This is a genomic window from Comamonas flocculans (assembly GCF_007954405.1).
Taxonomy (GTDB): Bacteria; Pseudomonadota; Gammaproteobacteria; order Burkholderiales; family Burkholderiaceae_C; genus Comamonas_C; species Comamonas_C flocculans.
Genome location: NZ_CP042344.1, coordinates 2,663,025 through 2,681,052 on the forward strand (window position 1 = coordinate 2,663,025; position 18,028 = coordinate 2,681,052).

The following is an 18,028-nucleotide window of genomic DNA, read 5'->3' on the forward strand; positions in this document are numbered from 1 at the left end:
TTGAGTATCATCAGTTCACGTTATCCGTTTCAAGGCGTAGCTCCATGGCCGAGAAAAAAGGCTCTTCCAGCGAAAAAACCCTGTACTGCTCGTTTTGCGGCAAGAGTCAGCACGAAGTCAAGAAACTCATCGCAGGCCCATCGGTCTTCATTTGCGACGAGTGCATAGACCTGTGCAATGAAATCATTCGCGACGAACAACCGGGCTCCGACAACGCCCAGGGCGGCAACGGCGACCTGCCCACGCCGGCGGACATCAAGGCCAATCTGGACAGCTACGTGATCGGCCAGGAGCCGGCCAAGCGCACCCTGGCCGTGGCCGTCTACAACCACTACAAGCGCCTGCGCCACAAGGAAAAGGCCGGCAAGGAAGACGTGGAGCTGTCCAAGAGCAACATCCTGCTGGTAGGCCCCACGGGCTCGGGCAAGACGCTGCTGGCCCAGACGCTGGCGCGCCAGCTCGATGTGCCTTTCGTGATGGCCGACGCCACCACGCTCACCGAAGCGGGCTACGTCGGCGAAGACGTGGAGAACATCATCCAGAAGCTGCTGCAGAGCTGCAACTACGACGTCGAGCGCGCCCAGCGCGGCATCGTCTACATCGACGAGATCGACAAGATCACGCGCAAGAGCGACAACCCCAGCATCACGCGCGACGTCTCGGGCGAGGGCGTGCAGCAGGCGCTGCTGAAATTGATAGAAGGCACCATGGCCAGCGTGCCGCCGCAGGGCGGCAGAAAGCATCCCAACCAGGATTTCCTGCAGGTAGACACGACCAACATCCTGTTCATCTGCGGCGGCGCGTTCGCGGGCCTGGAGAAAGTGATCGAGGACCGCACCGAGGCTTCGGGCATAGGCTTTGGCGCCACGGTGCGCAGCAAGAAGCAGCGCTCGCTCTCCGAGGTGTTTCAGGATATCGAGCCCGAGGACCTCATCAAGTACGGCCTGATACCCGAGCTGGTCGGGCGCATGCCGGTGGTCGCCGCACTGGCCGAGCTTGGTGAAGACGCGCTCGTGCGCATCCTCACCGAACCCAAGAACGCGCTGGTCAAGCAGTACGGCGCGCTGCTCGAGATGGAAGGCGTGGAGCTGGAAATTCGCCCGGCCGCGCTCAAGGCGATCGCACGCAAGGCGATCGCCCGCAAGACCGGCGCGCGCGGCCTGCGCTCGATTCTTGAACAATCGCTGATAGGCACCATGTTCGATCTTCCGAATGCCGCCAACGTGGAGAAGGTGGTGGTCGAGGAGGCCACCATCGACGAAGCCAGGGCGCCGCTGCTGGTATACCGCGAGGCAGCGAAGAAAGCCTGAGAGTGGCCGGCCGCGGCCGCGCCATGCGGGCTGCCGGGGCCACCGGCGGCCCGGTCCGTGATCTTGGCCCTGCCCGTGCCGGCGCAGGGCCGTTTTGAGGAATTGCCCATGCCAGGACAGACGCCCCTGCCCGACGCTCCCCTTGTCTTCCCCCTGCTGCCACTGCGCGACGTGGTGGTGTTTCCGCACATGGTGATCCCGCTCTTTGTCGGGCGCAGCAAGAGCATCAAGGCGCTGGAAGCGGCGATGGGCGCAGACCGCCAGATCATGCTGGTGGCGCAGAAGGCCGCCTCCAAGGATGAGCCGCAGGCCGAGGACATGTTCGAGATCGGCTGCGTTTCCACCATCTTGCAGATGCTCAAGCTGCCCGACGGCACCGTCAAGGTGCTGGTGGAAGGCCAGCAGCGCGCGCGCCTGGTCGAGGTGAGCGACAGCGAGAGCCATTTCACCGGCGCGGCGCGGCCGCTGCTGGTGCCCGTGGTGGCGCGCGAGACGGCGGAGATCGAGGCGCTGCGCCGCGCGGTGATGCAGCAGTTCGACCAGTACGTCAAGCTCAACAAGAAGATTCCGACGGAAATCTCCGCCTCCATCGCCGGCATCGAGGATGCGGGCCGCCTGGCCGACACCATCGCGGCGCACATGCCCTTCAAGCTCGAGGACAAGCAGCACGTGCTCGACCTCACCGACGTGAAGGCGCGGCTCGAGAACCTGTTCGAGCAGCTCGAGCACGAGGTGGACATCCTCAACGTAGACAAGCGCATCCGCGGGCGCGTCAAGCGCCAGATGGAGAAGAACCAGCGCGACTTCTATCTGAACGAGCAGGTCAAGGCGATCCAGAAGGAGCTGGGCGAAGGCGAAGAGGGTGCGGACATCGAGGAAATCGCCAAGCGCATCAAGGCCGCCAGGATGCCCAGGGAAGCGCTCAGGAAGGCCGAGGCCGAACTCAAGAAGCTCAAGCTCATGTCGCCCATGTCGGCCGAGGCCACGGTGGTGCGCAATTACATCGACGTGCTCACCGGCCTGCCCTGGAGCAAGAGGACCAAGGTGCGCCACGACCTGGCGCTGGCCGAAGAGGTCCTGAATGCAGACCACTACGGGCTGGAGAAGGTCAAGGACCGCATTCTCGAATACCTTGCGGTGCAGCAGCGCGTGGACAAGCTCAAGGCGCCCATCCTGTGCCTGGTCGGGCCGCCCGGCGTGGGCAAGACTTCGCTCGGGCAATCGATTGCCAAGGCCACCGGGCGCAAGTACGTGCGCATGGCCCTGGGCGGCATGCGCGACGAGGCGGAAATTCGCGGTCACCGGCGCACCTACATCGGCGCCATGCCGGGCAAGGTGCTGCAAAGCCTGTCCAAGGCGGGCACGCGCAATCCGCTGTTCCTGCTCGACGAGATAGACAAGCTGGGCATGGATTTTCGCGGCGATCCTTCGAGCGCACTGCTCGAGGTGCTCGACCCCGAGCAGAACAGCAGGTTTGCCGACCACTACGTGGAGCTGGAATTCGACCTGTCGGACGTGATGTTCGTGGCCACCAGCAATTCCATGAACATCCCCGCGGCGCTGCTCGACCGCATGGAGGTGATACGCCTGGCCGGCTATACCGAGGAAGAGAAGACCAATATCGCCACCCGCTACCTGCTGCCCAAGCAGATGCAGGCCAACGGCCTGAAGGAGGGCGAGCTTCAGGTGCAGGAGGCGGCGATCGTCGATATCGTGCGCTACTACACGCGCGAAGCCGGCGTGCGCTCGCTCGAGCGCGAACTCTCCAAGATCTGCCGCAAGGTGGTCAAGGGGCTGCTGCTCGGGAAGCTCAAGCCGGGCGTGAAGGTCACGCCGAAGAAGCTGGCCGACTATCTCGGGGTGCGCAAGTTCGACTATGGCCGCGCCGAGCAGAAGAACCAGATCGGGCAGGTGGTGGGCCTGGCCTGGACCGAGGTGGGTGGCGATCTGCTCACCATCGAGGTGGCCACCATGCCGGGCAAGGGCGCGATTCAGCGCACCGGCTCGCTCGGCGACGTGATGAAGGAGTCGGTCGAAGCGGCGCGCACGGTGGTGCGTTCGCGCGCGCACATGCTTGGCCTGCGCGACGAGGTGTTCGAAAAGCGCGACCTGCACATCCACGTGCCCGACGGCGCCACACCCAAGGACGGGCCGAGCGCGGGCATCGCCATGGCCGTGGCCATGGTGTCGGCGCTGACCGGCATCGCGGTGCGCGCCGACGTGGCCATGACTGGCGAAATCACGCTGCGCGGCGAGGTCACCGCGATCGGCGGCCTGAAGGAAAAGCTGCTCGCGGCCCTGCGCGGCGGCATCCGCACGGTGATGATCCCCGAGGAGAACGTCAAGGACTTGCAGGAGATACCGGAAAACGTGAAGAAGGGTCTGGAGATCGTGCCGGTGCGCTGGATAGAGAAGGTGCTGGAGATCGCTCTTGAGCGCAAGCCCGTGCCGCTCACCGAGGAAGAGCTGGCCGCCGCCGCGGCGGTGGTGCCTGCGCTGGCGCCGGCCAGCGCCGCCGGTTCGGTGAAACATTGAGCCGGTTTTTCAGAAAGCGCAGAAAAATACCCTACAATCTCGGCTTCCTTGTGAAGCGCAGGCTTTGCTCGATGCGGGAATAGCTCAGTTGGTAGAGCGCAACCTTGCCAAGGTTGAGGTCGCGAGTTCGAGACTCGTTTCCCGCTCCAGAATCCTGAAATGAGGGGAGGCAAAAGCTTCCCCTTTTTTCTGAAACAGAGTGCGGCGCGGTAGCAAAGCGGTTATGCACCGGATTGCAAATCCGTCTAGCCCGGTTCGACTCCGGGCCGCGCCTCCAGAAATGTCCGTGCCGTCGCGTCCTGCGCATGGCACCGATGCGGGAATAGCTCAGTTGGTAGAGCGCAACCTTGCCAAGGTTGAGGTCGCGAGTTCGAGACTCGTTTCCCGCTCCAGCAGCCCAGCCCGGTGTTCCGGTGCCGCCTTGTCGGTGTGCCGGGACAAAGGCGCCGTTGCGCCTGCGGTTTGCCCTGGCGGCCCTTGTGCGTTAGCCTTGGCGGGACCTTGGGCGTCGCAGTTCTGCCCCGATGGTGAAATTGGTAGACACTGCGGACTTAAAATCCGCTGCCTTCCTGAAAAGGGGCGTGCCGGTTCGACCCCGGCTCGGGGCACCAAAGAAGGTTTTATGTCAGATTACAACGCTCCCTTTGAAATCCACGTCCACGGCCAGGTTCAGTTGCGCCTCGGGGTCGATTTCGCGCAGTTGCAAGACGCGCTCAAGCCCTTGTGGAAGTACGCCGGGGCCCGCTCGCTGGCCGATGGTTCTGTCAGCGCCTATGAAGAAGAGCCGGGCATCCAGTTCGAGCCCAAGGAACGCCTGTTGCAGATGTGCTGGACGGTGCGCGGCGATGAGGACTTTCGCCAGTCGCTCGACGAAATGTGCATGAGCCTGAACGAGATCGCCGACCAGGGCGCGGCCATCGAGGTGACCTTCTACGACACCGAGTTCGACGAAGACGAGGCCGAGGAGGCCGAGGACGAGAGCGAATCGCGCGACGACTTCCTGATGCTCTTCGTGGGGCCGACGCCCGCGGCCATCATGCAGGTGCAGCGCGACATGCTGGTGCAGGACGTGATCAACGTGATGGAGCGCCACTTTGACGCCGCCGAGCTCTCGGGCGTGGTCGCGGAGATCGACAAGCTGTTCACCGAGCGCTTCGACGCACTGGTCAGTTCACTTGATCTGAGCCGGCGCCCGCGTGGCACCGGCGGGCGTGGAGGCAGCAACCGCCGCCCACGTCACCTACACTGAAGCACGTGCTCGCGGGACTCTGCCATCTCGTCGACCAGAGCCACGGCTGAGCAGGCTTCGGGCGGCAAGGCCAGCCAGCGCGCCGCGGCCGCCTGCAGCGCGGCAAGGGAGCCGGTGGTGAGCAGGCGCAGCTGCTCGCCGCGCCCGCCCCTGAAGCCATCGGCCAGCGGCCCGTGTTGCTGCAGCTTGCGCCTTGCCTGGCGCGCGACCGCCGCGCCGGTTTCGATCAGCGTCACCTGCGGGCCGGCCAGCTCCTGCAGCATGGGCTGCACGAAGACGTAGTGCGTGCAGCCGAGCACCAAGGTATCGATCTCGCCTTCCTTGGTGCCAAAACTGCCCAAAGCGCTGACGTAGCGGGCGCAGAGCGCTCTCGTTCTTTCTAGCACTTCGTCGGGGGCAGCCGTCGGCAGCGTGGCTTGCTCTATGGCTTGCGCAAGTCCGTCGCAGGCCTGCACCGAAAAGCGTGCGAGCGTCCCTTGGCGTGCCAGCAGTTCGGCAAAGCGGGTACTTTGCACCGTGCCGTGCGTGGCGAGCACGCCCACGTGGCCGGTGCGGCTGCACAGGGCGGCGGGTTTGAGCGCCGGCTCCACGCCGACGATGGGCAGCGACGTGAAGTTTTCGCGCAGCGCACTGACGGCCGCGGCGGTGGCCGTGTTGCAGGCCACGACCAGCAGCTTGATCGCGTGCTCGTGCACCAAGCGCCGTGCAATCGCCAGGCTGCGTTGACGCACGAAGCGCTCGCCCTTCTCGCCGTAGGGGGTGTGCGCGCTGTCGGCCAGGTAGACGAAGCGCTCCTGCGGCAATTCCTCGCGCAGCGCGCGCAGCACGCTCAGGCCGCCGATGCCGCTGTCGAAGACGCCGATGGGCGCATGGCTGGGAGGGAAGGGCATGGCGCTGGCAGGCATGGAAGCGGGCAAGCATAGCGCCTTGGCGGCGCGCGCAGGCGACAGCGGCGCGGTCACTTGCGCACCACAATCGGATGCACGGGCCCGTGCCCGCGGCATTGAAGGAGGCAACCCATGAAGGCACGCAGCGTGCAGCAGCTCTTTGATCTTTCCGGCCGGACCGCGCTGGTGACCGGTGGTTCGCGCGGCCTGGGCCTGCAGATGGCGCGGGCCCTGGGCGAGGCCGGTGCGCGCATCATGCTCGCGAGCCGCAAGGCCGAGGAACTGGAGCAGGCCGCGGCCGAACTACAGGCGGCGGACATCGATGCGCGCTGGGTTGCCGCCGACTGTGCGCAGGAGGCCGACATCCAGCGCCTGGCCAGCGAGACGCTGCAGCGCATGGGCGAGGTGGATATCCTGGTGAACAATGCCGGCGCGAGCTGGGGCGCGCCGGCCGAGGACCATCCGCTCGCCGCCTGGGACAAGGTGATGAACCTGAACGTGCGCGGCTACTTTCTGCTGTCGCAGGCGCTGGGCAAGGCCAGCATGATCCCGCGTGGCAAGGGCGCGATCATCAACCTGGCCTCGATCGCGGCGCTGGGCGGCAACCCGCTGGCGATGAAGACGATCGCCTACAACACCTCCAAGGGCGCGGTACTCAACTTCACGCGTGCGCTGGCCGGCGAATGGGGGCACTACGGCATCCGCGTGAACGCGATCTGCCCGGGGTTCTTTCGCACCAAGATGGCCAGCGTGCTGATCGACACCGTCGGCGAAGACAAGATGAAGGCGGGTGCGCCGCTGGGCCGCCTGGGTGACGACGAAGACCTCAAGGGCCTGACGCTGCTGTATGCCAGCGACGCGGGCAAGCACATCACCGGCCAGTGGATGGCGGTGGACGGCGGCGTGAGCGCCATCATCGCGGCCTGAGCGCCCGTGTGGATGTCGGCGAGGGCGTCCAGAAATTTTGATGAAAAGTGGCTCAAACGCTTGCCTGACAAGCGTTGACAGCTAGTGTTTTTATAACTTGACACCAGGAGCGCGCCATGCCTCGCAACCAACAGATCGTGCTTGAGCAGCGGCCGCAAGGCGCGGCCGCCGTGGACAACTTCCGGCTCGTGGTGACCGAGACGCCGCCCCTGGCCGAAGGGCAGGTGCTGGTGCGCCACCACTACCTGAGCCTGGACCAGCGCGCGCTCACGCCGGGCGGCGTCGTCCACCATGCAGGTGCTGGTGCGCCACCACTACCTGAGCCTGGACCCCTACATGCGCGGGCGCATGAACGAGGGCAAGAGCTACGCCGCCAGCCAGCCGCTGGGCGAGGTGATGGTGGGCGGCACCGTGGGCGAGGTGCTTGAGAGCCGCCATCCGCAATACGCCGTGGGCGACAAGGTCGTGGGCATGGGCGGCTGGCAGGAGTACGCCGTGGTCGACGCCAACGCGCCGGGTGCGCTGCGCAAGGTGGACGCCAGCCAGGTGCCGCTGTCGTACTACCTGGGCGCCGTGGGCATGCCGGGGGTGACGGCGTGGTATGGCCTCACCCAGATCATCGAGCCCCAGTCCGGTCAGACCCTGACGGTGAGCGCGGCCACCGGCGCGGTGGGCAGCGCGTTCGCGGCGCTAGCCAAGGCGCGGGGCTGCCGCGTCGTGGGCATTGCCGGCGGGCCGCTCAAGTGCGCCTATGCGGTGGATGAACTGGGTTTTGACGCCTGCATAGACCACCGCGCGCATGGCGACCTCAAGGCCATGTCGCAGGCGCTCAAGGCGGCGTGTCCGGACGGCATAGACGGGCACTTCGAGAATGTGGGTGGCTATCTGCTCGATGCCGTGCTGCTGCGCGCCAATGCATTCGCGCGCGTGGCGCTGTGCGGAATGATCGCGGGCTACGACGGCCAGCCGCTGCCGCTGCTCAACCCGGCGCTGCTGTTGATCAACCGCATGCGCGTGCAGGGCTTCATCGTCAGTGAGCACATGCAGCTCTGGCCCCAGGCGCTGCAGGAGCTGGCCGGCCTGGTCGTGGCCGGCAAGCTGCGCCCGCGCGAGACCGTGACCGAGGGCCTGGCCAGCGCGCCCGAGGCCTTTCTCGGCCTGCTGCACGGCAAGAATGTGGGCAAGCAGCTGGTCAGGCTGGCCTGAGGAAGCGCACCATGATCGACGACTTCGCAGGCAAGACGGCCGTGCTCACCGGCGCGGGCTCGGGCTTTGGACTGGAGTGCGCGCGCATCGCCGCGCGCCGGGGCATGCGCCTGGTGCTGGTGGATGTGCAGCAGGAGGCGCTCGATCGGGCGGTGGCCGAGCTGGAAGCGCTGGACGTGCCCCTCCTCGCGCGCCGCGTGGACGTCTCCAGCGGCACGCAGATGCAGGCCCTGGCCGATGCGGTGCAACAGCGCTTCGGCGCGCCGCACCTGGTGTTCAACAACGCCGGCGTGGGCGCGGCCGGGCTGGTCTGGGAAAACTCCGAGGCCGACTGGCAGTGGGTGCTGGGCGTGAACCTCTGGGGCGTGATCCACGGGGTGCGCCTGTTCACGCCGCTGATGCTGACCGCGGCGCGCGCCGACCCGCTGTGGCGCGGCCACATCGTCAACACCGCCAGCATGGCCGGGCTGGTGAGCATGCCCAACATGGGCGTGTACAACACCAGCAAGCATGCGGTGGTGGCGCTGACCGAGACGCTGCACCAGGACCTGCAACTGGTCACCACGCAGGTGGGCGCCAGCGTGCTCTGCCCCTATTTCGTACCCACCGGCATAGGCCGCAGCGAGCGCAACCGCCCTGCGGCCCTGCAGGGCGCTGCGCTGACCACCAGCCAGCGCGTGGGCCAGGCCATGCTGGACAAGGCGGTGGCGCATGGCAAGGTCTCCGCCGCCGAGGTCGCGGCCAAGGTCTTTGATGCGGTGGCGCAGGGCCATTTCTACATCTACAGCCATCCGCAGGCGCTCTCCAGCGTGGCGGAGCGCATGCAGGCCATCGTGCAGGCACGCAACCCGCCCGATCCGTTCGCCAGCCGCCCTGAGGTCGGCGCGCAGCTCAGGAGCGCGCTGCGTACATAGGGCCAACCCGGCGCTATGCTTGGCAACACCATGTCGCCCTTGATCGATTCCTTCTGGCGCGCGGCCGGCTATTGCCTGATGCCGCGCGTCATCGCGCTGTCGCTGCTGCCGCTGGTGCTGATCGGCGTGGTCACGGCGGCGGCGGGCTACTTCTTCTGGGCGGGGGCGGTGGCCTGGATGCAGTCGCTGCTGGATGGCACGGCCTGGCTGGGCACGGTCTGGGGCTGGCTTGCCCACCTGGGCGTGAGCGACGTGCCCGCGGTGCTCGCGCCCCTGCTGGTGCTGCTGCTGACGCTGCCCGTGGTGGTTTTCGTCTGCGTGTTGGCGGTGTCTGTGCTGATGGTGCCGGCCATCGTCGATCTCGTGGCCAAGCGGCGTTTTGCGCAGATGCAGCGCCGCCATGGGGCGGGAGTGCTCGCGAGCATCTGGTGGTCGGCATCTTCGACCGTGGTGGCCCTGGTGCTGCTGCTGCTGTCCGTGCCGCTGTGGCTGATTCCGCCGCTGGTGCTCATCCTGCCGCCGCTGATCTGGGGCTGGCTCACCTACCGGGTGATGGCCTTCGATGCGCTGGCCGAGCATGCCAGCAGCGAAGAGCGCAAGACCATCTTTGCGCGCCACCGTGCGAGCCTGCTGGTGATTGGCGTGCTCTGCGGCCTGCTGGGCGCCGCGCCGGCGGTGGTCTGGGCTTCGGGCGTGGTGTTCGTGGCGGCGTTCTTCGTGCTGATTCCCGTCGCCATCTGGATCTACACCCTGGTGTTCGCCTTTTCGTCCCTGTGGTTCACCCACTATTGCCTGCAGGCCCTGCACCGCCTGCGCAGCCTGCAGCCGCCACCCGCGCCGGGGGCCGCGGTCACGAGCGAGCCGGTCATCGACGTGGCGGCGCGGCCGCTGGCGCCGCCGCCGCTGCAACCATGAGCCCGGACTTCGGCCTCCTCATCGTCGGCGACGAAATCCTCTCCGGCAAGCGTGCGGACAAGCACCTGCCCGCGGTAGTGCGCCTGCTGGGCGAGCGCGGACTGGCGCTGTCCTGGGCGCAGGTGGTGGGCGACGAGCCGCGGCGCATCACCGAGGTGCTGGCGCGCGCCTTCGCGGGCAGCGAGGTGGTTTTCTGCTGCGGCGGCATAGGCGCCACGCCCGACGACCATACGCGCCAGTGCGCCGCCCAGGCGCTGGGTGTGCCGCTGGTGGCGCACCGCGAGGCGCAGGCCTTGATCACCGAACGCATGCAGGATATGGCGCACGAGCAGGGCGTGCCGTTCGATGCCATGCGCGCCGACAACGTGCAGCGTCTGCAGATGGGCGTGCTGCCGCAGGGCGCGCGTCTCATCCCCAACCCCTACAACAAGATCGCCGGTTTTTCCTGTATCGGCGCGGCGGGCGCGGCGGTGCACTTCGTGCCGGGCTTTCCCGTCATGGCTTGGCCGATGATCGAATGGGTGCTTGAAAACACCTGCGCACGCTGGTTTCACCGCAACCCGCAAGCCGAGCATTCGGTGGTCTTGCATGGCGCCACCGAGTCCGCCCTCACGCCGCTGATGCAGCGCATCGAGGCCGAGCACCCGGGGGTGCGGGTGTTCAGCCTGCCCAGCGTCGATCACCCGGTGTACGGGGCGCACATCGAACTCGGCGTCAAGGGGGAAGCCGCCCGCGTGCCCGCTGCCTGGCAGGCGCTGCTGGCCGGCTTGCAGGCGCAGGCCATTGCGCTCGGGCCGCAAATCGAGCGCCGCTGCCCAAGCGCGGCACCTTAGAATTCCATGCTTTCGCCCACGCCATTTTCCGGGCGTGCGGCTCTGACACTCCAGGAGTTGCCTGATGGCCAAGACCGTCGCCGACGTGATGCGGATGGTGCAAGACAGCGAAGTGCGTTTCATCGATCTGCGCTTTACCGACACCCGCGGCAAGGAACACCACGTCACCATCCCCGCCTCCCATTTCGACGAAGACAAATTCGCCAGCGGCCACGCCTTCGATGGTTCGTCCATGCCGGGCTGGAAGGGCATAGAGGCCTCGGACATGCAGCTCATGCCCGACCCGCAGACCGCCAACATCGACCCGTTTTTCGAGCAGACCACGCTCATCCTGCAGTGCGACGTGGTCGAGCCGGGCGACGGCAAGGCCTATGACCGCGACCCGCGCTCCATCGCCAAGCGCGCCGAGGCCTATCTGAAGGCTTCGGGCCTGGGCGACACCGCCTATTTCGGCCCCGAGCCCGAATTCTTCATGTTCGACAGCGTGCGCTGGGCCACCGAGCCGGGCAAGGTGTTCTTCGAGATCGACGAATACGAAGCGCCTTGGAACACCGGCGCGCGCATGGAGGGCGGCAACCGTGGCCACCGCCCCGCCACCAAGGGTGGCTACCAGCCGGTGCCGCCGGTGGACAGCGCGCAGGACATCCGCGCGGAGATGTCCAGCGTGCTCGAATCGCTCGGCATTCCGGTGGAGGTGTTCCACCACGAGGTGGGGGGGGCCGGGCAGAACGAGATCGGTACGCGCTTTTCCACCCTGGTGCAGCGCGCCGACTGGACCCAGCTCATGAAATACGTGATCTGGAACGTGGCCGACTCCTACGGCAAGACCGTCACCTTCATGCCCAAGCCCTACGCCGGCGACAACGGCAGCGGCATGCACGTGCACCAGTCGATCTGGAAGGACGGCAAGAACCTGTTCGCTGGCGACGGCTACGCGGGTTTGTCGGATTTCGCGCTGCACTACATCGGCGGCCTGATCAAGCATGCCAAGGCGCTCAACGCCATCACCAACCCTGGCACCAACAGCTACAAGCGCCTGGTGCCGGGTTTCGAGGCGCCGGTCAAGCTGGCCTACAGCGCCAGGAACCGCTCCGCCTCGATCCGCATTCCGTACGTGGCCAACCCCCGTGGGCGGCGGGTGGAAGCGCGCTTCCCCGACCCGTTGATGAATCCCTACCTGGGCTTCGCCGCCTTGATGATGGCCGGGCTCGACGGGGTGGAAAACCAGATCCATCCGGGCGAGGCCGCCACCAAGGACCTCTACCACCTGCCGCCCGAAGAGGATTCGCTGGTGCCCACCGTCTGCGCCAGCCTGGAGGAGGCCTTGACGGCGCTGGATGCCGACCGCGGCTTTCTCACGCGCGGCGGGGTGTTTTCGGACGGCATGCTGGATGCCTACATCGAGCTCAAGCAAGCCGAGGTGCGGCGCCTGCGCATGACCCCGCACCCTGCCGAGTTCGACATGTATTACGCTTTGTGACGTCTGGCTGCAGGCGCCGCGGGCGTTTGGTCCATACTTGCCGGTCCCGACGTCCGCCCAATGCTGAGTCAAGGTTACGCATGAAAAATCCCCTGTTTGTCCTGCCCATCCTGGCGCTTGCGCTGGTGTGGCAGCCCGCGGGCGCGCAGGACCGCATCTACCGCTGTGGCAACGAATACACCAACAACGCCAGCGAGGCCAAGGAACGCGGCTGCAAGCTGGTGGAGGGCGGCAACGTCACGGTGCTGCAAAGCAGCCGGCCCGCCGCACCGGCCGCGGCCGCCCCGCCGGCGTCGGCGCCCAAGGTGAGTGCGGCCGACCAGAAGGCGCGCGATTCCGACCGCCAGGCCATCTTGCAGGACGAATTGCGCAAGGCCGAGGCCAGACTGGCCGAGCTGACCAAGGAATACAACAACGGTTTTCCGCAAAAGAGTGCGCTGGAGATGCGCAACGCCCAGGCCTACCAGGAGCGCACCGCGGAGCTCAAGGCCAACATGGACCGCGCCCAGGCCGACGTGGACGGCATACGCCGCGAACTCGAGCGCGCCAAATAGTCCGGCGGCGCGCGCCCCTTCAAGTCGAGCCCTGGGCCCGCAACTGCTGCAGCAGGCCGCGGCAGGCGTCTTCCACCAGATCCAGCACCCGCTCGAAGCCTTCGCCTGCACCGTAGTAAGGGTCGGGCACTTCGGTGCACGCCTGCGTGCTGCAGAAGTCCGTCAGCCGCGCGATGCGGGATGCCCACTGTGGCGGGCACAGCGCGCGCGCCGCCGCCTCGTTGGCGGCGTCCATCACCAGCACCAGATCAAAGCGCTCGAAGTCCTCGCGCACGAGCTGGCGTGCACGCAGCGCGGACAGGTCGTAGCCGCGCGCACCCGCGTGCCGGCAGGCGCGCGCATCCGGCGCGGCGCCGATGTGGTAGTCGTGCGTGCCGGCGGAATCGATCTGCAAGCGGTGCGCCAGGCCCGCCTCCCGCGCCATCCGGCGCAGCACGCCTTCGGCCGTGGGGCTGCGGCAGATGTTGCCCATGCACACCATCAGCACATGCAGGCGAGCGTCCCGGCGCGCGCTCAGGTCGGCAAGCGTGGGTAGCGACTGCATTGCGGGCTCAGGCATCGAGGGTCAGCACCACGGGGGCGTGGTCGCTGGGCTGGCGGTTCTTGCGCGGCGAGCGGTCCACTTCGCAGGCGCGCGCGTGGTCCTTGAGCGCTTCGCTCACGAGGATGTGGTCTATGCGCATGCCGCGGTTTTTCTGAAAGCCCAGCATGCGGTAGTCCCACCATGAGAAGGTCTGCGGCGCCTGCTCGAACAGGCGAAAGCTGTCGCTCAGCCCCAGCGCCAGCAGCGCCTGGAAGTGCGCGCGTTCCTCGGGGGTGTGCAATATGGTGCCGGCAAGCCCGACCGGGTCCCAGGTGTCGCGGTCGTCGGGCACGATGTTGAAGTCGCCCAGCAGCACCAGGCGCGGGTGGCGCGCCAGTTCCTCTTTTACCCATTGGTGCAGCGCCGCAAGCCAGCGCATCTTGTAGGCGAACTTGTCGCTGCCGGGTGCCTGTCCGTTGACGAAGTAGCCGTTGATCAGGCGCAGCTGCCCGCCCGGAGCATCCAGCGTGGCTGCGATGGTGCGTGCCTGCGGGTCCTCGAAGCCCGGAATGTTGCGCACCACTTCGCGCACCGGCGCGCGCGTGAGCAAGGCCACGCCGTTGTAGGTTTTCTGCCCGAAGCAGCTGCTGTGGTAGCCCGCCGGCCCGAAGGCGTCGTGAGGGAATCTGTCGTCGCCCAGCTTGAGCTCCTGCAGGGCCAGTACGTCGACCGGATTGACTTGCAGCCAGGCCAGCACCTGCGGCAGACGCACGGTCAGTGAATTGATGTTCCAGGTGGCAATTTGCATAGTTATCTTAACTAATTGTTTTTAATGGATTTTACGTTCACTATTTTCAATGAGGCCCCCAAAAAGGCCCCCATCTGAAAGCGCGGCACGATTTCCATGCACCAGAAGAATCCAACACGTATTCTGCCGGTCGCTAAGGGCAAGCATGGCATTGCCGAATACCTGCTTCTCAATGAGTCAACCGCCGGTCGGAGCAGCGCTACCCGTTTCGCCAGACCTGTAGCTCTGCGGGTCGTCGATCCAGCGCTGTAGGTCTGAAGGCGGCCAGCCGCAAGCTCGGCCGCCAAGGTGAACGGGGGGCGGAAATCTGCCTTCAGCAATGCGTCTGTAGACGGTAGCCCTGCTCAGCGCAGTGATGCGAACGACGTCGACCATTCTGAAGAAGGCCGGAGTAGGGAAGGTGGGGGCTGTGGCTGGTCGGTCTGCAGCATGGAGCGCCTGAAACATCGTGATTCCTCTTGACGTTTGTATGCACCGAAGAATGAATCACATCGTGTTTTTGGCATACCCAAGACAGCGCAGCCCAGAGAGCTGCGGCGTGCCGAGCTGGCCTGTGCTCCGCGTTCAGGCGCATGTCTGCTGAAGAATGCTGCGTTGGTCCGTTGGCTGGCCAAGAGTCAGCCAGATGTTGATCAGGGCGGCGGGCGATCTGATATGCCCGCATCGGCTGAAGCGCGCGCATCACGCAGCGCTTCGGTCTGTATGGAGCCGCTTCTCTTGAATCCTCGGTCTCCCGCGATGAACGCCTCCAGCATGTGCGGGATCAGCGTCGTTGCATCGACCGCCTCGCCATACGCCTGCGCGTGCAGCGCGGCGTAGCGGTCAAGGTCGGCCCTGAGGCTGGCCGGACAAGCAAAGATCAGTTTGACGCTCTCGGTTTTGGGCAACGGCCCTAGCCGCAGTTTCTTGGTCACGTTCATCGCATTGCTCCCCGATTGAAGAACAGTGGCTGGTACGGTCGCAACACCAGATCGCGGTTGACGATGATCCTCACCGGCAGGCCCGGCCGCTCGGTCAAGGTCGGCTGGATATTCATGTTGCGCCGGGTCATCTCCTGCCCCACCTGGTTGATGCTGTCCTGCGCGCTGTCGCGCCCGGCGATCACGATGCGGTTGCCGTCCTGGCGGTTCTCCGGCGCGGCCAGCTCGGCGCCTACGCCCAGCAGCGTCGTCAGCGCCGCGCCGGCAAAGACGCGATCCCAATGCCAATCGACGCCATCCTCCAGCCCGGAATATCCCGCCGGGTCAGTGCCCGCGAGGTTGTCGAGCTTCAGCGATGACGTGTCCGGCAGGATGATGCGGTTCCACACCACCTGCACGCGGCTCTGCCCGTAGCTGACCTGGCTGTTGTAGCGCCCGAGGATGCGCGATCCCTGTGGGATCAGCAGGAACTTGCCCGTGGCTGTGTCATAGACCGGCTCCGTCACCGTGGCGATCACGTCGCCCGGAAGATCGGACTTGATGCCCGTCACCAGTGCCCCGGCGATCACCGTTCCGGCCATGACCTGGTACGGCGAGGACGGTATTTGCAGATTGCCGGAATTGCGGGTTTCCGTAGAGCCGCCTTTCAGGAAAGCCTCTTTCTGGTCTTGCCGGTTCTGCACGGCGGTCGGGTCGGATGGTTGGGCCGCCGTTGAGGCCGGCCCGGCGGCCAGCGGGTCGAAGCCCGCCAAGGCGCTGCCGGGCGTAGCCGCCGCGATTTGGGCCGTGCCTGGCGCTGCGGCCTTGCCCTGAGCACCCGAGCGGAAGAACACCGACGAAGCCGCCGCCGCATCGGCCTCCTTGCGCAACGCATCCGCCGGATCATGCCCCGGTGGCGCATACGTCGGCGTCACCGGCTGCTGCGACTTCACGATGGCCGGGCCGAGATCGCCCGGCAGCGGTGGCCCCAGCTCGGGCACCTTCGGCGGCAGCTTCGAGTAGTCGGTCGGCAGGCCATCCAGCCCTTCGGACTTCGAGACGCGATCGACGTTGTAAAGCTCGGTCTGCTCGCCCGCGCCACGCTGATGCGGTTGCAGCGACCAGATTGTGGCTCCGAGCACGGCGACCGACAAGCCGCCGACGAGGATGGCCAGCGTGCGCCGATTCAGTCGTGTGACCGGACGCGGCTGGGCGCGCAGTGCCACTGCCTCGGGTGCGACCTTGCCCGCCTGCGGTGCAAGATCAGGGGAATCGTCCTGGTTCATGGTCAGTTCCTCCGCGTGCCACCCGAAACCCCGTCCGTGCGCTCGATCCGCACCACGTCGCCCTTGTCCCCGCCAAGACGCAGCTCGGCCGCACCGAACAGCCGATCCACGATGTAGTACGGCGCGCGGAAGCGGTAGTTCACCAGTTGCCCGTCGCCCTGCGCGCCAATGACGAATAGAGGCGGCAACTCGCCTTGGGCGATACCGGGCGGGAACTGGATGTAGACCTTCTCGCCATCGTCAAAGGCGCGCAGCGGCTTCCACGGCGGATTGCTGCCGCTGACAGCGTAGCGGAAACGGATCTTCTCCAGCGACAGGCCGGCATCGACCGGCGCGGCGGTGCTGGCCGCCTGCGCCTGGCGCTGCAAGGCCAACATCTTGTCCTTCGGGTATTCCCAGGACACCGACGCCATCCATGTCTTCTCGGTCGAAGTCAGCTCCAGCAGGTAGGTGCGCCGGCTGGTGGTGATGACCAGATTGGTCTTCAGGCCCGAGCGGATCGGCTTGACCATCACATTGACGCGCAGCGCATCGCCGCTGCCGCTCGATGTATCTCCGACGATCCAGCGCACCGTATCGCCGGCGGCCACCGTCACCAGTTCCTCACCGGGCTGGAGCGCGATCACCGTCACGCGGCCCACGGCCGCATAGACCTGATACAGCGCGCCATCGGTGAAGGGCCACACCTGAATTGCATTGACGTAGCCCTCGCGTGTCGGCGCGATGCGCGCCTCGGCGTTGGCACGAGCCACGCGCACGGTTTCATCGGCGGGTTCCGGCGTGGGCTTGTCATCCGGCACAGGTTTCATCTGCGCCGGCATCGGCAACACCTGCGGCACGGCCACCACTTCCACCGGCTTCGGCGGCTCGGGCAGCGGTTGGGCCCGCACCGGCTCATCGAGCGAGATGGACGGCGGTGGCTTGCCCTGCGTAGCGCAGCCCGCGAGGACAAGCAGCATCACAGGCAAGACGGATTTACGGAAAAGATCATTCATGGCTTGGCTCCTTCGTTTCCTTCCAGTTCGCGGCTCCACGACAGGCCGTTGACGTAAATGCCCAAGGGGTTCTTGCGCAGGCGCTGCTCGGTGCGCGGCGTCTGCTGCACGATGGAAGCCACGGCGTTCCAGCGCTCGGTGCGATCCAGCGCGCCGTTGACGAAGTGCGTCTCCGTCCAGCGCACGTTGAACGACGTGTCGCTGGCGCGGGTCACACTGGTGATCTGCACCGTCACCGACTCCTTGCCGATGCGCGCGAACGGATCGTTCACGCGGGCGTATTCGTTGAGCACGACTGCACCCTTGTCGGTTGTGTAGTCGTAAGCGTCGAGCCAGTTCTGCCGCACCACGATGGGGTCGATGGACAGGCTGCGCACCAGGCCGATGAAACGGCCCAGGTGGTACGCGATCTGCGCATCGCTGGGCCGGTACGGCGTGGCAGCTTCGCCGACAGCGCGTACCTGGCCCGCGTTGTCCACCTCGATGACGTAGGGCGTCACGATGGACTGCGCCGAGCGCCAGACCAGGCCGCCCGCCATCAGCACGGCCAAGGTGAGGCAGCCCAGTGCCATGAAACGCCAGTTCTTCGCCTGCACACGGGCCGAGCCGATGCGCTCGTCCCAGACTTGCGCCGTGGATTGGTACGGGGTGGCAGGCTGCGGCGTGTCGCCATAGCGCACCTGCGGTCTTTTGAATCGCATGGGAGT

17 protein-coding genes, 4 tRNA genes and 1 pseudogene are annotated in these 18,028 nt (G+C 66.3%); 14 read left to right on the forward strand and 8 right to left on the reverse strand.

Annotated features, from left to right (window positions below):
• Positions 1-44: 44 nt before the first annotated feature.
• From clpX to FOZ74_RS12745, 7 genes are all read left to right on the forward strand, one after another.
• Entirely contained in the window at positions 45-1,310 is a 1,266-nt protein-coding gene (gene clpX / locus FOZ74_RS12715) for an ATP-dependent Clp protease ATP-binding subunit ClpX (RefSeq protein ID WP_146913421.1), read from the forward strand.
• 108 nt (positions 1,311-1,418) lie between these two features.
• A complete protein-coding gene (lon, locus tag FOZ74_RS12720) occupies positions 1,419-3,845 on the forward strand; it encodes an endopeptidase La (RefSeq protein WP_146913422.1) in 2,427 nt (808 codons plus the stop codon).
• 73 nt (positions 3,846-3,918) lie between these two features.
• Positions 3,919-3,994, forward strand: a tRNA-Gly gene (locus FOZ74_RS12725).
• Between the two features lie 54 nt (positions 3,995-4,048).
• Positions 4,049-4,122, forward strand: a tRNA-Cys gene (locus tag FOZ74_RS12730).
• Positions 4,123-4,161: 39 nt separating this feature from the next.
• Positions 4,162-4,237: transfer RNA gene (locus tag FOZ74_RS12735), tRNA-Gly, on the forward strand.
• Positions 4,238-4,363: 126 nt separating this feature from the next.
• Positions 4,364-4,456 (forward strand) — tRNA-Leu (locus FOZ74_RS12740).
• Positions 4,457-4,467: 11 nt separating this feature from the next.
• A complete protein-coding gene (locus tag FOZ74_RS12745) occupies positions 4,468-5,094 on the forward strand; it encodes a DUF6806 family protein (protein WP_146913423.1) in 627 nt (208 codons plus the stop codon).
• Here FOZ74_RS12745 and murI read toward each other — a convergent pair.
• On the reverse strand, positions 5,082-5,984 hold the full coding sequence (murI, locus tag FOZ74_RS12750) for a glutamate racemase (RefSeq protein ID WP_146913424.1): 903 nt from the start codon (positions 5,982-5,984) through the stop codon (positions 5,082-5,084). The two genes, FOZ74_RS12745 and murI, sit on opposite strands and share 13 nt — an antisense overlap.
• A 129-nt stretch (positions 5,985-6,113) precedes the next feature.
• Here murI and FOZ74_RS12755 point away from each other — a divergent pair, with 129 nt between their 5' ends.
• The 7 genes and pseudogenes from FOZ74_RS12755 (at position 6,114) to FOZ74_RS12785 (ending at position 12,810) form a co-directional block, all read left to right on the forward strand.
• On the forward strand, positions 6,114-6,908 hold the full coding sequence (locus FOZ74_RS12755; RefSeq protein WP_146913425.1) for an SDR family oxidoreductase: 795 nt from the start codon (positions 6,114-6,116) through the stop codon (positions 6,906-6,908).
• Between the two features lie 116 nt (positions 6,909-7,024).
• A pseudogene (locus FOZ74_RS12760) lies at positions 7,025-8,114 on the forward strand (NADP-dependent oxidoreductase).
• 11 nt (positions 8,115-8,125) lie between these two features.
• Positions 8,126-9,028, forward strand: a complete 903-nt coding sequence (locus FOZ74_RS12765) for an SDR family oxidoreductase (protein WP_146913426.1) — start codon at positions 8,126-8,128, stop codon at positions 9,026-9,028.
• Between the two features lie 30 nt (positions 9,029-9,058).
• Positions 9,059-9,943, forward strand: coding sequence for an EI24 domain-containing protein (locus FOZ74_RS12770; RefSeq protein ID WP_146913427.1), 885 nt, complete (start codon positions 9,059-9,061; stop codon positions 9,941-9,943).
• On the forward strand, positions 9,940-10,776 hold the full coding sequence (locus FOZ74_RS12775) for a competence/damage-inducible protein A (protein ID WP_146913428.1): 837 nt from the start codon (positions 9,940-9,942) through the stop codon (positions 10,774-10,776). Before FOZ74_RS12770 ends, FOZ74_RS12775 begins: the two co-directional genes overlap by 4 nt.
• A gap of 64 nt (positions 10,777-10,840) precedes the next feature.
• Positions 10,841-12,256, forward strand: a complete 1,416-nt coding sequence (gene glnA / locus FOZ74_RS12780) for a type I glutamate--ammonia ligase (RefSeq protein WP_146913429.1) — start codon at positions 10,841-10,843, stop codon at positions 12,254-12,256.
• An 80-nt stretch (positions 12,257-12,336) separates the two neighbouring features.
• The gene (locus FOZ74_RS12785) at positions 12,337-12,810 is read left to right on the forward strand and encodes a hypothetical protein (RefSeq protein WP_146913430.1); all 474 of its coding nucleotides are present in this window, start codon (positions 12,337-12,339) and stop codon (positions 12,808-12,810) included.
• Positions 12,811-12,829: 19 nt separating this feature from the next.
• Here FOZ74_RS12785 and FOZ74_RS12790 read toward each other — a convergent pair whose 3' ends face one another.
• The 7 genes from FOZ74_RS12790 to trbF all read right to left on the reverse strand — a co-directional run bounded on the left by FOZ74_RS12790 (position 12,830) and on the right by trbF (position 18,022).
• Entirely contained in the window at positions 12,830-13,354 is a 525-nt protein-coding gene (locus tag FOZ74_RS12790; protein WP_489884449.1) for a low molecular weight protein-tyrosine-phosphatase, read from the reverse strand.
• Between the two features lie 7 nt (positions 13,355-13,361).
• A complete protein-coding gene (locus tag FOZ74_RS12795; protein WP_146913431.1) occupies positions 13,362-14,141 on the reverse strand; it encodes an exodeoxyribonuclease III in 780 nt (259 codons plus the stop codon).
• A gap of 177 nt (positions 14,142-14,318) precedes the next feature.
• Entirely contained in the window at positions 14,319-14,588 is a 270-nt protein-coding gene (locus tag FOZ74_RS12800; protein WP_146913432.1) for a helix-turn-helix transcriptional regulator, read from the reverse strand.
• A gap of 185 nt (positions 14,589-14,773) precedes the next feature.
• Positions 14,774-15,061 carry a DUF2274 domain-containing protein gene (locus FOZ74_RS12805; RefSeq protein ID WP_146913433.1) on the reverse strand — a complete coding sequence of 96 codons (288 nt, stop codon included), beginning with the start codon at positions 15,059-15,061 and terminating at the stop codon, positions 14,774-14,776.
• Positions 15,058-16,326: a TraB/TrbI/VirB10 family type IV secretion system protein gene (locus tag FOZ74_RS12810; RefSeq protein WP_146913434.1), complete on the reverse strand. Its 1,269-nt coding sequence runs from the start codon at positions 16,324-16,326 to the stop codon at positions 15,058-15,060. Before FOZ74_RS12810 ends, FOZ74_RS12805 begins: the two co-directional genes overlap by 4 nt.
• Before the next feature lie 2 nt (positions 16,327-16,328).
• Positions 16,329-17,321 carry a P-type conjugative transfer protein TrbG gene (gene trbG, locus FOZ74_RS12815; protein ID WP_146913435.1) on the reverse strand — a complete coding sequence of 331 codons (993 nt, stop codon included), beginning with the start codon at positions 17,319-17,321 and terminating at the stop codon, positions 16,329-16,331.
• A complete protein-coding gene (gene trbF / locus FOZ74_RS12820) occupies positions 17,318-18,022 on the reverse strand; it encodes a conjugal transfer protein TrbF (protein WP_146913436.1) in 705 nt (234 codons plus the stop codon). Before trbF ends, trbG begins: the two co-directional genes overlap by 4 nt.
• Positions 18,023-18,028 lie beyond the last annotated feature (6 nt).

Excerpts from the sequence above, each read along its gene's own strand:
- clpX (WP_146913421.1), top strand. The coding sequence starts at position 45 with ATGGCCGAGAAAAAAGGCTCTTCCAGCGAAAAAACCCTGTACTGCTCG.
- lon (WP_146913422.1), top strand. The coding sequence starts at position 1,419 with ATGCCAGGACAGACGCCCCTGCCCGACGCTCCCCTTGTCTTCCCCCTG.
- FOZ74_RS12745 (WP_146913423.1), top strand. The coding sequence starts at position 4,468 with ATGTCAGATTACAACGCTCCCTTTGAAATCCACGTCCACGGCCAGGTT.
- murI (WP_146913424.1), bottom strand. The coding sequence starts at position 5,984 with ATGCCCTTCCCTCCCAGCCATGCGCCCATCGGCGTCTTCGACAGCGGC.
- FOZ74_RS12755 (WP_146913425.1), top strand. The coding sequence starts at position 6,114 with ATGAAGGCACGCAGCGTGCAGCAGCTCTTTGATCTTTCCGGCCGGACC.
- FOZ74_RS12765 (WP_146913426.1), top strand. The coding sequence starts at position 8,126 with ATGATCGACGACTTCGCAGGCAAGACGGCCGTGCTCACCGGCGCGGGC.
- FOZ74_RS12770 (WP_146913427.1), top strand. The coding sequence starts at position 9,059 with ATGTCGCCCTTGATCGATTCCTTCTGGCGCGCGGCCGGCTATTGCCTG.
- FOZ74_RS12775 (WP_146913428.1), top strand. The coding sequence starts at position 9,940 with ATGAGCCCGGACTTCGGCCTCCTCATCGTCGGCGACGAAATCCTCTCC.
- glnA (WP_146913429.1), top strand. The coding sequence starts at position 10,841 with ATGGCCAAGACCGTCGCCGACGTGATGCGGATGGTGCAAGACAGCGAA.
- FOZ74_RS12785 (WP_146913430.1), top strand. The coding sequence starts at position 12,337 with ATGAAAAATCCCCTGTTTGTCCTGCCCATCCTGGCGCTTGCGCTGGTG.
- FOZ74_RS12790 (WP_489884449.1), bottom strand. The coding sequence starts at position 13,354 with ATGCAGTCGCTACCCACGCTTGCCGACCTGAGCGCGCGCCGGGACGCT.
- FOZ74_RS12795 (WP_146913431.1), bottom strand. The coding sequence starts at position 14,141 with ATGCAAATTGCCACCTGGAACATCAATTCACTGACCGTGCGTCTGCCG.
- FOZ74_RS12800 (WP_146913432.1), bottom strand. The coding sequence starts at position 14,588 with ATGTTTCAGGCGCTCCATGCTGCAGACCGACCAGCCACAGCCCCCACC.
- FOZ74_RS12805 (WP_146913433.1), bottom strand. The coding sequence starts at position 15,061 with ATGAACGTGACCAAGAAACTGCGGCTAGGGCCGTTGCCCAAAACCGAG.
- FOZ74_RS12810 (WP_146913434.1), bottom strand. The coding sequence starts at position 16,326 with ATGAACCAGGACGATTCCCCTGATCTTGCACCGCAGGCGGGCAAGGTC.
- trbG (WP_146913435.1), bottom strand. The coding sequence starts at position 17,321 with ATGAATGATCTTTTCCGTAAATCCGTCTTGCCTGTGATGCTGCTTGTC.
- trbF (WP_146913436.1), bottom strand. The coding sequence starts at position 18,022 with ATGCGATTCAAAAGACCGCAGGTGCGCTATGGCGACACGCCGCAGCCT.